Source organism: Bacillus sp. ISL-34 (assembly GCF_018613325.1).
Lineage (GTDB): Bacteria > Bacillota > Bacilli > Bacillales > DSM-1321 > Peribacillus.
The window spans coordinates 209,784-223,065 of sequence record NZ_JAGGQJ010000002.1; the positions used below are offsets into that span (position 1 = coordinate 209,784).

General features: G+C 36.5%; 10 protein-coding genes and 1 pseudogene. 10 read left to right on the top strand and 1 reads right to left on the bottom strand.

Annotated features, from left to right (window positions below; genetic code table 11):
* The first annotated feature begins 113 nt into the window (after nucleotides 1–113).
* From tpx to J7E52_RS01820, 5 genes are all read left to right on the top strand, one after another.
* Nucleotides 114–644, top strand: a complete 531-nt coding sequence (gene tpx / locus J7E52_RS01800) for a thiol peroxidase (RefSeq protein ID WP_214743421.1) — start codon at nucleotides 114–116, stop codon at nucleotides 642–644.
* A gap of 637 nt (nucleotides 645–1,281) precedes the next feature.
* A complete protein-coding gene (locus J7E52_RS01805) occupies nucleotides 1,282–1,947 on the top strand; it encodes a GntR family transcriptional regulator (RefSeq protein WP_286197358.1) in 666 nt (221 codons plus the stop codon).
* Nucleotides 1,948–2,321: 374 nt separating this feature from the next.
* Nucleotides 2,322–3,719: an NCS1 family transporter gene (locus J7E52_RS01810; protein ID WP_214743422.1), complete on the top strand. Its 1,398-nt coding sequence runs from the start codon at nucleotides 2,322–2,324 to the stop codon at nucleotides 3,717–3,719.
* Nucleotides 3,720–3,839: 120 nt separating this feature from the next.
* Nucleotides 3,840–5,222 carry an allantoinase AllB gene (gene allB / locus J7E52_RS01815; RefSeq protein WP_214743423.1) on the top strand — a complete coding sequence of 461 codons (1,383 nt, stop codon included), beginning with the start codon at nucleotides 3,840–3,842 and terminating at the stop codon, nucleotides 5,220–5,222.
* 166 nt (nucleotides 5,223–5,388) lie between these two features.
* Nucleotides 5,389–6,144, top strand: coding sequence for an IclR family transcriptional regulator (locus J7E52_RS01820; protein ID WP_214743424.1), 756 nt, complete (start codon nucleotides 5,389–5,391; stop codon nucleotides 6,142–6,144).
* A 154-nt stretch (nucleotides 6,145–6,298) separates the two neighbouring features.
* Here the strand turns inward: J7E52_RS01820 and J7E52_RS26745 are convergent.
* Nucleotides 6,299–6,444, bottom strand: a pseudogene (locus J7E52_RS26745) (IS5/IS1182 family transposase); the annotation flags it as partial.
* A 682-nt stretch (nucleotides 6,445–7,126) separates the two neighbouring features.
* On the opposite strand from J7E52_RS26745, the gene J7E52_RS01825 reads away from it, so the two are divergent.
* The 5 genes from J7E52_RS01825 to J7E52_RS01845 all read left to right on the top strand — a co-directional run bounded on the left by J7E52_RS01825 (nucleotide 7,127) and on the right by J7E52_RS01845 (nucleotide 13,236).
* Nucleotides 7,127–7,951, top strand: a complete 825-nt coding sequence (locus tag J7E52_RS01825; RefSeq protein WP_309476840.1) for a transketolase — start codon at nucleotides 7,127–7,129, stop codon at nucleotides 7,949–7,951.
* A 1-nt stretch (nucleotide 7,952) separates the two neighbouring features.
* A complete protein-coding gene (locus J7E52_RS01830; RefSeq protein WP_214743425.1) occupies nucleotides 7,953–8,900 on the top strand; it encodes a transketolase family protein in 948 nt (315 codons plus the stop codon).
* A 33-nt stretch (nucleotides 8,901–8,933) separates the two neighbouring features.
* Nucleotides 8,934–10,394, top strand: coding sequence for a four-carbon acid sugar kinase family protein (locus J7E52_RS01835; protein WP_214743426.1), 1,461 nt, complete (start codon nucleotides 8,934–8,936; stop codon nucleotides 10,392–10,394).
* The gene (locus J7E52_RS01840; protein WP_214743427.1) at nucleotides 10,395–12,152 is read left to right on the top strand and encodes a thiamine pyrophosphate-binding protein; all 1,758 of its coding nucleotides are present in this window, start codon (nucleotides 10,395–10,397) and stop codon (nucleotides 12,150–12,152) included.
* Between the two features lie 103 nt (nucleotides 12,153–12,255).
* Nucleotides 12,256–13,236 carry a sugar phosphate isomerase/epimerase family protein gene (locus tag J7E52_RS01845; RefSeq protein ID WP_286197359.1) on the top strand — a complete coding sequence of 327 codons (981 nt, stop codon included), beginning with the start codon at nucleotides 12,256–12,258 and terminating at the stop codon, nucleotides 13,234–13,236.
* Nucleotides 13,237–13,282: the final 46 nt, after the last annotated feature.

The window sequence follows — 13,282 nt, forward strand, 5'->3', positions numbered from 1 at the left end:
TTATTTTAGACACATAAGATAAACCCTTTAACCACATAATAGATGGCTATACTACTTATCGTTGAAGATAACTTTTTTAGAAGAATTGCTAAGGTAATAGGAGGAAAAATAATATGTCTTTAGAAAGATCTAGTATAGTAACCTTTGCTGGTAATCCAGTTACGTTGATTGGGAGTGAAATTCGTGTTGGTGATAAAGCGCCAAATTTTGAAGTATTAGCAAACGATCTCTCAAAAGTTACACTTGAAGATTCAAAAGGGAAAGTCCGCCTTATTTCATGTGTTCCCTCTCTTGATACAGGAGTATGTGACGCGCAAACACGGAAATTTAACCAATTAGCTAGCAATCTAGGAAATGATGTAGAAGTGTTGACAATTAGTGTAGATCTTCCATTTGCACAAAAAAGATGGTGTGGGGCAGCAGGAATAGAACAAGCCCAAACCCTTTCAGATCATTTTAAGATGTCATTTGGAACAGCTTATGGCACATATATAAAGGAACATCGTTTAGAATGCCGTGCAGTATTCGTTGTAGATGAAAAAGATGTCGTACAGTATGTTGAATACGTTCCGGAAATTACGGAACATCCGAACTATGAAGCAGCTATAAAAGCAATTAAGTCATTTATAAAAGTTAAAAAGTGATATAAGTAAGCAATATATAAAGAACGCATATTGTTTTCATTAATCCTAAGAAATAAAATGTTTACCGGCATTAAAATCTTTTTTTTCCCAGTTTATTTTATTCTAATCTCAAAATAGAAAGGCTGCCTCACAAAAGGTCAGCCTCTTCTTCTATATGGTTTTAATAATGGGGTGGTGAGGTGCAAACATTGAGACAAAAAAGTTGTTATTACCTTAAAGGAATAGGGTTAAAGTTTAAAAATTGCATCCGGCTATGATAATAGTAATATTAAGTTTTTGTTAATAAGGAGTCTTGAATATTCTGAATTTTATGATTTTTTGTTGAAAAACTAAGTTAGTGGTGATAGTATAAAAATGTGAGAGAATTTATTAAATATAGAATAAAATGTTATATTTACTCACTTACTGGAACGACGTTGTTTATTGAGGGACAAAAAGAGGTAACTAGACTTTTTAAATTTTGGCAATGATATTTGAAAACAGATAGATTGAAGTATTTTAAACAACTTAACTTAAATGACCAGGTTGTATACAATTTAGTATCATATAATTATCCAATTCAAATATTTTTTTACCCAGTATTGTATACAATACTGCATTCAATTTTGAATTCTTCATTGAGGGGAGGTATAAAGTGTTGAATAGTTTAGAAGTAGATATCTATAAAAAAATCAAGCAAGCTATTATCCAGCAAAAGCTTCGGCCAAATATGCAACTAATAGAAAAGGATCTTGCTGAATCGTTTGGCGTAAGCCGTACCCCTGTTCGTAATGTTCTGCGCAGATTGGAATATGAAAAATTAGTGAAAATTAAAGAGCATAAAGGTACCTTTGTCTCTTGTTCAACAATTGAAGAAGCAAAAGAAGTATTTGAAATGAGGAGAATCTTAGAAGGGGAAGCAGTGCGAAGAGCATGCAGACTCTTTAACAAGGAACAATTACAAGAACTAGAGACTCTAGTTGAAGAAGAACGACATATTTATGGTAGTCTGGATTTTTATGAATCTTTAAAAATATCTGGGGATTTTCATTTGAAAATAGCTGAAATCGCAGGGAATTCGTATTTTTATCAATATCTCGAAGACTTAATTTCCCTAACTTATGTGATTATAGCGATCTATGGAAGAGGGAAAATGGAAACATGTGGTTCTCACGATCATTTGCAAATTTTTAATGCCATTAAGCAAAGGGATGGTGATCTTGCAGAACGCTTATCTCTCATTCATCTTAGTGAAATTGAGTCGAATCTTCATTTTAATGAGAAATTACAGATCTCGTCTTCCTTGTCTGATATATTTCTTTAATTGTAAATTGATATACGATTCATTGAAAGGCTTTCTGATAGGGGCTTTTTAAGGAGGTGATGCAGCCCTTCGAAATCATTTTCAAATTTAATGTAGTTGTCATGTTCTTTTTTTTGCGACTTTAAAGAAACGTTGTTGCCTAATGCGCGACTATACCTCGAGTCAAACACAATAAGATGGTGGAGGATTGATGGTAAATAGACTTTTAACAAAACAAATTGGCATTTTAATTCCTGTGAATGAAGAACAGAAAAGAACACTTAGAAGAAAGATTGTATCATATCCTAGCCTTGGCAAACATCTAAGACCTAACTTGTTAACCAATGCATTATGTCAGAAATGCGGCAAACAATAAAAAAGGGGTTTGATGTATCATGTCTACAAATTTAGAAAGTTACGTTCCACAAGAAACGCAGATCCAACATGATACGGGTGTGGATGAATCACTAAATCCGAAAACCGAGGAAGGTAGGACGGTAAGTCCGTTAGACTATATTTTCATGTGGGTTGGAGACGGTGTTAATCTAGGTAATATGACGCTTGGGGCTAGTATGATTGTAGCGGGAATCGCTACGTTAAACATCTTTCAGACATTTGCCGCGGCTATCATGGCAATTGGTATCATTTCAACTGTTTTTGCTTTAAATGATAGGCTCGGATACAGAACGGGAATACCATATGTTGTACAGCTTAGAATGTCCTTTGGGCTGAAAGGTTCCGTAATATCATCACTGATGCGCGGTATTCCCGCCATCGTTTGGTACGGTTTTCAAAGTTGGATTGGCGGTACTGCCTTAAACGAAATTGCGAAGATTATTACGGGGGGCGCCTTTGATAATGTTGCCATTTGCTTTGTAGTGTTACAGCTGGTGCAAATTGGGCTTTCGCTGTATGGATTCCATGCCATTAAATGGGTGGAAACCCTTGCGTCTATTGTTATTGTACTAGCGCTTCTCTATGTATTTGGCGTTCTACTAACTTCCCATAGCGATGTTATTGCAGAAAAATGGGTTCATGCAGAAGGATCATGGGGCTTACCTTTCTTTGCATTGATAATGATGTTTATGGGAAATTATGCGGCTATCTTTTTAAGTGCAGCGGACTATTCAAGAGAGCTAAAATCTGGTATTAGTGACACAAAACGCGGGTTTTTGTACTTTCTTCCTATTTCAATAGCGTACGGCTTGACACTTGCAATCGGTGGAATGCTTGCTTCCGCAACCGGTATCAACAATCCTGTGAAAGCGTTTGCGGTCGTGGTGGATAACTCTTATATTACACTCTTTGTATCCGCATTTATTGTTTTGGGTGCGGTTGCAGTAAACATGGTTGCCAATATTATTCCGCCAACCTATGTAATTACATTGCTTACAAAAATGAAATATAAACCTGCAGTTACCATTACCGGACTGCTTGCATTTTGCTCATTCCCTTGGGTTCTTGTGCAGGATTCTTCGGCAAAGGGTCTTGGAATTTTCATTCTTATGTATTCCGCATTTTTAGGACCGATTGTTTCTATATTATTAGTCGAATATTATATATTAAGAAAGCAAAAGGTAAATGTTGCAGATTTGTATAAGGAAGACGGTCCATTTGCCGGGTATAATCCAGCAGCGGTGCTTGCATTGCTTATCGGCGCCGGTGCAGCCTTTGTGAAAGTGGAGCTGGCATGGATTATAGGCGTTGTTGTGGCAGGTATTGCATATTTGCTTTTGATGAAATTTGCATTTAAAGATTCAAAATTCAAAAAGGGTACTATTTTTGAAAAGTAAACCTGTATTTCTATGTTTCTAGGGGTTTATTCTCTCTGTCTATTTATATTGGATTGATGCAATAAACAAGGCAGTTGAGTAATGGTAATATACAGAAAATTGCAAAAAGGGGTTGGGAGAATGAAGTTTGATTTAGTTATAAAGAACGGAAATGTAGTATTTGAAAATACAGTAGAACAACTAGATATCGGTATACTTAATGGTAAAATTGCAGAAATTTCAAAAGAAATAGTCGGAGAATCTGCTGAAATTATAGATGCTTCTCATCAATATGTCATGCCTGGGATGATAGATGCCCATGTCCATATTTGCGAGCCAGGCAGAACGGAGTGGGAAGGGTTTGTAACAGGAACTCAAGCACTAGCTGCAGGGGGGACAACATCATTTGTTGATATGCCATTAAACGCTTTACCGGCAACGACTACAAAGAGTTCACTGCATTTAAAATTAAAATCTGCTGAAAATAAGGCGTATGTTGATTATGCTTTGTATGGTGGATTAGTTCCTGATAATCTCGAAGATTTAGAGGACCTTTCTAACGAAGGTGTTGTGGCCTTCAAATGTTTTATGGCAACATGTGGTAGTGAGGAAATTGGGGATTTTAAAAATGTTGATGATTTTACTCTATATCAAGGTATGAAAAAACTATCAGAATTGGGGCATATTTTATCTATACATGCTGAGAATGCAGAGCTTACTGATAAACTGGCAATTGAAAAGAAAAAACAAGGGAAGACAAAAGCAAGAGATTATGTAGAGTCCCGCCCCATTTTTACTGAGGTTGATGCTGTAAAACGTGCTTTGTTATTAGGTAAAGAGACTGGATGTAAATTACATTTCGTTCATATTAGCAGTGAAGAGGCTGTTGAAGAAATCCTTAAAGCACGTAAACTAGGCCAAGAGGTTACGATAGAATCGTGTCCTCACTATTTCACGTTAGACACGGAAACCTTTGAAAGGATAGGACCTGTTGCGAAATGCGCTCCACCGCTTCGTACTAAAACAGAACAAGATAAATTATGGGAAGCTCTTAAGGAGGGGAAAATTGATATCCTGGCCTCAGACCATTCCCCATGTCCTCCAGAAATGAAGCAGAGCAACACCAATAATATGTTTGATGTGTGGGGAGGGATTAGTGGCTGCCAAAATAATGTTGATTTAATGTTTGACGAGGCTGTTAAGAATCGTGGGGTTTCTGTAAGTGAATTTTCAAAGATGATTGCGACAAAGCCTGCAGAAATATTTAACTTAAGAAATAAAGGAAGCATTAAAGTTTCCTATGACGCTGATATCATTCTCCTTGATCCAAATAAATCATACACCATTCAGCCAGAAGATTTGTATTACCGTCATCAACAAAGCCCTTATGTTGGAAGAAAGATTAACTGTCGGGTGACGAAAACGTTTGTAAGGGGACAACTAGTATTTGATATTGAGAAAGGGATTGTAAGTCATCCAATTGGGAAGTTTATTTCGGCAAAAAGTAGTTTCGTACAAGCATAAAGTTATCTAAAGAAGGTTGACCTAAAAGGGCGCTTAAGTGGCTCTTAATGGCGTCATACCTTCTTTTTGTTTTATTTTTTGAATGGTATTATGTCTGTGGATTGCTCTTGTGGTAAAATAAAGAAAAAGGATCAGTAATATAGGATTTAATCGGAGGTTAATATAAATGGTTAAGTCAGTAGATAGGGCGTTAACAATTATTTCATTAGTAAGCAAGCGTAAAGAAGGGATTGGGGTTACTGAGCTGGCATCCAACCTAGATTTAAATAAAAGCTCTATATTCAGATTATTAAGTACTCTTGTAGATCATGGATTCATCGAACAAAATCCTGAAACTAAAAAATATAGATTAGGCTATAAATATTTAGAATTAAGTTCGATGCTACTTGAATCTATTGACTTGAGAACTCAAGCTAAACCTTTTCTGGAAGAGTTAGAATCACATATTAATGAAGTGATCCACTTGACCGTATATGATCAAGGAGAGGTAATCTATATTGAAAAACTTGAGGGAAGTGAAACCCTTAGAACACATTCACAAGTAGGAAGACGGGCCCCAATGCATTGTACGGCAGTTGGGAAGGTAATCTTAGCCCATCTGCCATTAAATGAGATCGTAGATATAATTGACAAGCATGGTTTACCAAAACATACTGAACAAACGATTATAGATAAAGAATCTTTTTTTAAAGAATTGGGAAAAATAAGGAACGAAGGTATCGGTAGAGAAGTTGAAGAAAATGAACAAGGAATCACCTGTATTGCAGCACCAATTTTTGATCATCGGAAGAAAATTACTGCTGCTGTTAGTATTTCAGGACCAAGCATCCGAATGACTGAAGAAAGATTAACTGAAATTAAACCAATTATAATGGATATTGGTAAAAAGATTTCCAAAAGGCTTGGTTACACAGACAATTAAATCATTTGAAAAAAGAATTGGTATAAGACCAATTCTTTTTTGACAAAAGGGGTTCGGGATTTTTCCTTCCTTATCAAATTTATCAGGTGGAAAAGGCTTCTTTCCATGGTTTGTCCAATCCTTGATTTATTTCATTTTGAAGGCATCCTACCTCTGAATACATACCTTTCACCAAGTCATAAATGAAAGTGAAATCAATGGCAGCCTCCATTTTACGAACCAAATGGTTCGGTAGCACCAGTTGATCTAAATAATCATTTCAAGTTGATCTCGCTGAATAGAATCATGTTTAGAAAGCATCCTCATCACCTCAAGTTTTAATACTTCTATTTTAAAACAAATATGACTCTAGGCAAAAATGTTCTATCTAAAAGGTAAAACAAAGTTGATTGGAACGGAAGGTACGAGCCTCCTGCGGGAAAAGCGCGTCTAGGGGAGACCCCGCAGGCGAAAGCCGAGGAGGCTCACCGACCGCCCGCGGAAAGCGAGTGCCTGGAGTGGAAATCAACGTCAAATTGTACAAGCCATAAAAATAGACAAACTCGATTTTCATCGAGTTTGTCTACAGTCTGAAAGAATTGGTTTAAGACCAATTCTTTTTTTTGTAGACAAAAGGGGTTCTAAAAGTTAAAACAAAGTTGTTTGGAACGGAGGGTGCGATACTTCTGCGGGAAAAGCGAGTGCCCGGAGAGGAGATCAACGTTCAAATTGTCTACAGTCTGAAAGAATGTATAAGACCAGCTCTTTTTTTGTAGAAATTTATTGAATCAACTTTATCTTCGAATAGGAACTTTGGTGTTTTGTCCTACGAAAATTTTTATAAAAAATTTAATGGTAAAATACTTGAAATATTCAAAAAACGGTGATAATATCAAAATAAGAAACAAGGTTAGTTAATAAGCAACAAGATACTTATTTTTATTTTTTTAATTATTTAATGAAACCACGTTGCTTATTATGCGACTATAAGGAGGAGTAAATAGTGGATTTTTCTAAAGAGAAAGGCGAATTTTATAATAATCTAACGAAAACAATTCGCCGGCACATAGTTAAAATGACGAACCATGCTGGAAGTGGTCATCCCGGTGGTTCTTTATCAGCAACTGAATTAATGTCCGTCCTATTTTTTGAACACATGAATGTTGATCCTGACAACCCAGATTGGCAAGACCGAGATTGTTTCTTCTTATCTAAGGGGCATTGTACACCTGTATTTTATTCAGTATTAGCTGAAAAAGGTTTCTTCCCGGTTGAAGAGTTAATGACCTTCAGGGATGTTGACGGTAGGTTACATGGACATCCATGTGGAGAGCATATTCCAGGTGTAGACATATCTTCAGGATCACTTGGTCAAGGATTATCAGTAGCTAATGGTGTTGGATTAATTGCAAAACTGGATGGCAGCAATAGAAGATCATATTGCATGATTGGTGATGGAGAATTACAAGAAGGTCAAGTATGGGAAGCGGCAATGACAACTGCACATTACAATCTTGATAACGTTTGTGCGATTATCGACTGGAACAAAATTCAACTTGATGATTTTGTTGAAAATGTAAAAGGTGTAAAAAATCTTGGTGATAAATTTAGAGCTTTCGGTTGGCACGTTGTTGAAATTGATGGTCATGATATTAATGCAGTTAATGAAGCGTATAAAGAAGCTAAACGCACTAAAGGCAGACCTACTGCAATTCTAGCTCATACGGTTAAAGGCAAGGGAGTTTCATTTATGGAAGATACACATGATTGGCATGGAATGGCTCCGAATGATGAGCAATTAGAAATCGCTTTAAAGGAGTTGGCTTAAGATGGCAAATCAAGAAGCACCACGTAAAGGTTTTGCTGATGCACTAATCAGACTTGGAGAAAAACATGACAATTTAGTAGTACTTGACGCGGACTGCGCAAAATCAAATATGACAAATCTATATAAAAATAGATTTCCAGAACGCTTTTTCAACATCGGTATTTCTGAATGTGATTTAGTAGGTACTGCAGCTGGTATGGCAGTAGCAGGTAAAGTACCATTTGCGAATGCTTATGCAAACTTCCTTACTGGGCGCGCATTTGATCAAATGAGAATTTCTGTATGTTATTCAAATAACAATGTGAAAATTGTCGGTCATAACGCTGGTACATCAGCTGCTCAAGAAGGTGCAACACATTTACCGCTTGAAGATATTTCTTTAATGCGCTCACTTCCACGTATGACTGTAATTGTTCCAGCTGATGCGGTTGAAATGGAAAAAGCAGTAGAAGCTGCTTATTACCATGACGGACCTATTTACCTGCGTGTTGGCAAATTACCAGTACCGATCGTTACAAAAAAGGAAGAACCATTCAAAATAGGTAAAGCAATTAAATACCGTGAAGGATCTGATATTACGATCATCAGTACTGGGATAATGCTTGATGAATCACTAAAAGCAGCAGGTGAATTAGAAAAGCAAGGTGTAAGCGCTGAACTTTTACACATTCATACAATTAAACCTATTGATAAAGAGGCCATTATTGCATCTGCTGCGAAAACAAAACATGTTATCACAGTTGAAGAGCATTCAATTATAGGTGGATTAGGTAGTGCTGTTGCTGAAGTATTATCAGAAAGCCAACCAGCTAAATTAAGAAGAATCGGTACAAATGACCGTTTTGGAGTTTCTGGAAAAATGGATGAATTACTTGATTTCTTTGAATTAAGAGCACACCGTATTGTTTCTACTGCAAATGAATTATTAGGGCATAGAGTAACTAGCTAATCACATTTTTAGATAATGAAAGGGGGAGGGTTTTTGTCAAACGCAACCCAATATCTAAGTTTAAAGGATACTTTAGAAAATCCTCTCTTCTCTAAATCGGATGACAGCCTTCGTGCTAAAATCAAAGCTCATTTAAAACAAACAAAACATAAGTTTATCGTTTTAGATGATGATCCAACTGGTGTCCAAACGGTACATGATATTTTTGTCATCACGGACTGGGGAAAAGACTGGATTAAAAAAGGATTATCTGATGAGAGAAGTGTACTTTATATTTTAACAAACACAAGAAGTTATAATGCAGAAAAAACGGAAAACATCAATAGAGAGATTGTCCAAAACATTGTTGACGTTACTAAGGAAATGGGCATAAATTATTCAATTATCAGTAGAAGTGACTCAACATTAAGAGGGCATTATCCACTTGAAATTGATGTGCTCCAAGATGAATTATTAAAAACTGCTGATGTACAGATTTCAGGTCATTTAATCATACCGGCTTTTTTTGAAGCACATCGTTACACCATAGATAATATTCATTATTTAGGTATGGATGGTCAGCTTGTCCCAGTAAATGAAACAGAATTTGCGAATGATTCCGTTTTCGGTTTCAATACTGCTAATTTGCCGAAATGGATTGAAGAGAAGACAAATGGAAGTGTAGCTTCAGGGTCAGCTTTGATCATTTCACTTGAAGATATTCATAATGGCGGCATTGATAAAGTTTATGAGATTTTATTATCTGCTAACAATAATACTCCTATTATAGTAAATGCTAAATCTTACTATGATTTAGACATCGTATCATTAGCAGTCCTTAAAGCAATTGATTCTGGCAAGCAATTCTTGTTTAGAACTGCAGCATCTATTGTAAAATCGATTGCGGGAATTCAGGATCGTCCATATTTATCAGCTAATGAGATTGTTTCAAATGATGAAAACCAAAACAATGGTGGATTTATAATTGTAGGTTCTCACACGAATAAAACTACGGAACAAATTAAGGAACTAATGAATAAATACCCGATTGAACAAATCGAAATTAATGTTGTGAAAGTTCTAAATAAAGAAACAAGAACTGAAGAGCTAACACGAGTATGTCATTTAGTAGATCATAATATTTCTTCTAATCGCGATACGCTTGTATATACAAGTAGGGATTTAATTAGTGCGAAAGATAAGGAAGAAAACTTAAAAATTAGTCAAACTGTTTCAAGTTCTTTAGTTAAAGTTATTCGCTCACTAAAAGTAAAGCCGAAATTCATCATTGCAAAAGGTGGTATAACTTCGAGTGATGTGGCAACTGACGGCTTAGATATTAAATATGCAAAAATTTTAGGGCAAGCGATCGCCGGTGTTCCAGTATGGTTAACCGGAAGTGAAGCTAAGTTCAAAGATACACCTTATATCGTATTTCCAGGCAACGTTGGGGATAAAGATTCGATTGCTCAAATCTTTGAAAATATAAAAAAGGATCAAAAGGGAGAGATATAAATGGCTAAACAAAAAATGACAGCTGCTGAGTTAATTGCCTTGTATTTAGAAAAAAGAGGGGTGAAACATGTTTATGGTGTACCGGGAGCTGCAATTTTACCATTCTATGATGCAGTAAAAGAATTAACTAAAATTGAATCATATATTGTTCGTCACGAGCAAACTGGTGCTTTCATGGCTGATGGTTATTCAAGAGCAACTGGTGAAGTAGGCGTTTGTGCTGCCACATCAGGTCCTGGTGGAACCAACTTCTTAACTGGCCTTTACGGTGCATGGATGGATTCCATACCAATGATAGCCATTACCGGTCAACAAAAAAATAGTTTAATTGGAACCATGCAATTCCAAGAAGCGCCTATCGTTGAAATGGCAAAGCCCGTAACGAAAGCTGCATACCGTTTAACTGACGGTTCGAAAGCTGCTGAATTTATCCATGAAGCATGGGTAACAGCTACTACTGGCAGAAAAGGTCCAGTTCTTCTTGATTTACCAGTTGATCAACAAAAAGTTGAAATAGAAGTCGACTTAGATGAGCTTATCGGTTCTACTCCAGTCGATAACTTACCACAAGCTTCTGACGCTGATATAGAGAAAACATTAGAATTATTAAAAGATGCTAAAAGACCGGTCTTACTATCTGGTGGAGGGGTCAACATTGCAAACGCTACCATTGAATTAAAAGCGTTAGCTGAAGAACTGCAAATCCCTGTAGTAACTTCTGGCATGGGGATGGATACATTCCCTAACGATCACCCTTTATTCGCTGGGCGTATGGGAACGATGCTTGATACTCCATTTGGTAACAAAACAATTGTTGAAGCCGACTTAGTAATCAACCTTGCCGGACGTTTCGCTGATCGTTCAACTGGTAATGTTTCGATATTCACACAAAACGGTAAGAAAATTATCCACGTAAATCTTGATAATAAGGAAATTGGTAAAGTTGTACCAACGACTTTAGGTATCGTTTCTGATGTTAAAACATTCATGGTTAAACTTGCAGAAGCCCATAAAGCACTTGGTGCTCATGTAGCCGCAACTGCCGAAGTAGGTACTAGAGTTAACTTAACTGAAGAGCGTAAGAAATGGGCACGTAAAACGGATTACACAACACTTCCAATCAGACAAGAGCGTGCATTGCGAGAACTTCGTGAATTCTTAGATCGCGATGCCTTCGTATCACATGACTGCGGTATCAGCCAAATCTGGTCTAGTCAATTATTTGAAACGTATGTACCAAGAACATACTTATTAACTGGTGGTGCGGGGACAATGGGGTGGGGCCTTGGTGCAGCAATGGCAGCGAAACTTGCATTTCCTGAAAGACAAAGTGTAAACATCCTTGGTGATGGAAGCTTAGGGATGTCATTACAAGATATTGCTACAGCTGCAAAGCATGATATTCCGGTAATTATTTTCTGTATGAATAACTCATTAATGGGATTAATTCGTCAACAACAAAACTGGTTCTATAATGAACGTCAAATTTCTACGGACTTAATTTACAAAAATGAATTATGTGATAATGAAGAGCGAGGAATCGATTTTGTTAAAACGGCTGAAGGTATGGGTGTTCGTGGTGAGCTTGTTACACATTATGATGATATCAAACCAGCTCTACAACGTGCAGTTGACTCAGGTAAACCATATTTAATCGAAGTTATAGTTGATCCAGATCCTAAGAACGCATGCGAATTCTCTAATAACGGTGCACTTAACGGCTTCAAATACTCTGAAAAAATTGATTATTCTAAATAATCATCACTCTTGATGGAAGTGATTTTTTTGAAGCAATGGGATATAACCTATTGCTTCAAAAAACATATTAGTTATAAAAAGTAGTCTTGACTGTACTTAAATAATGGGTTTATTAAAGGAGGGAAGCCGAAAAATCGGCGAAACAATGTCAGCAAATCTTCATAATTCTATGAAAGTCGGAATTGTTCACTTTATGGCTTATCCGGAAACAATGGGTGGAGATGGCCCAGCTGTTGAAACAATTAAGAAAATTGTACAAGATGATTTTTTCTCTGGAATTGAAATTACATCTATTAACAATCCTGAAGAACGTAAAGAGGCTACTCAAATTTTACAATCTGGTGGAATGAATGTAGGATTTGGTGCACAACCGATTCTATTAAGAAACAAAGGAAACCTTAATTCTTTTGATGAAGCTGAGCGTAGAAGGGCTATCGATTTAGTAAAAGGCGGAATTGACCAAGCTTACGAAGTAAATGCTGCTAAACTTGGTTTCTTAAGTGGGGCTAAACCAGATACTCAACAAGATGTTGCCTTACAATTACTAACGAATTCCATCAAGGAATTATGCGATTATGCAAAATCTAAAGGTGACTTAGTACTCTCACTTGAAACATTTGATGATGAGACTGATAAGAAATGTCTAATCGGTTCGAATAAACTTGCTGTTGAAGTTGCAAAAGAAATTCGTAAAGTAGATCCCACTTTCGGTTTAATGCTTGATTTAAGTCATTTACCAATGCAACGTGAAACGTCTCATGATGCATTAACGGTTGCTCGTGATTATATTAACCATGCCCATATCGGAAATTGCTATATTAAAGATACTTCTGATCCTGCTTACGGCGATCAGCATCCGCGTTTCGGATATCCAGGAAGTGAAGTTGATGTTTCTGAATTAGCGGAGTATTTACGATCTCTATTAGAAATTGGTTACATCGGTGAAGGTATAAAGAATATAGTCGCTTTTGAAGTAAAACCTGTAGGTACAGAAGCATCAGATATTGTAATTGCACAGTCAAAACGCACTCTCGTTGATGCATGGTCATTATTACATTCAAAAAAAGGGCGTTTAGTTGGTTAGCCTATATATATGTACGATATGTATTAAACGGTGACAAGTGCTTTTG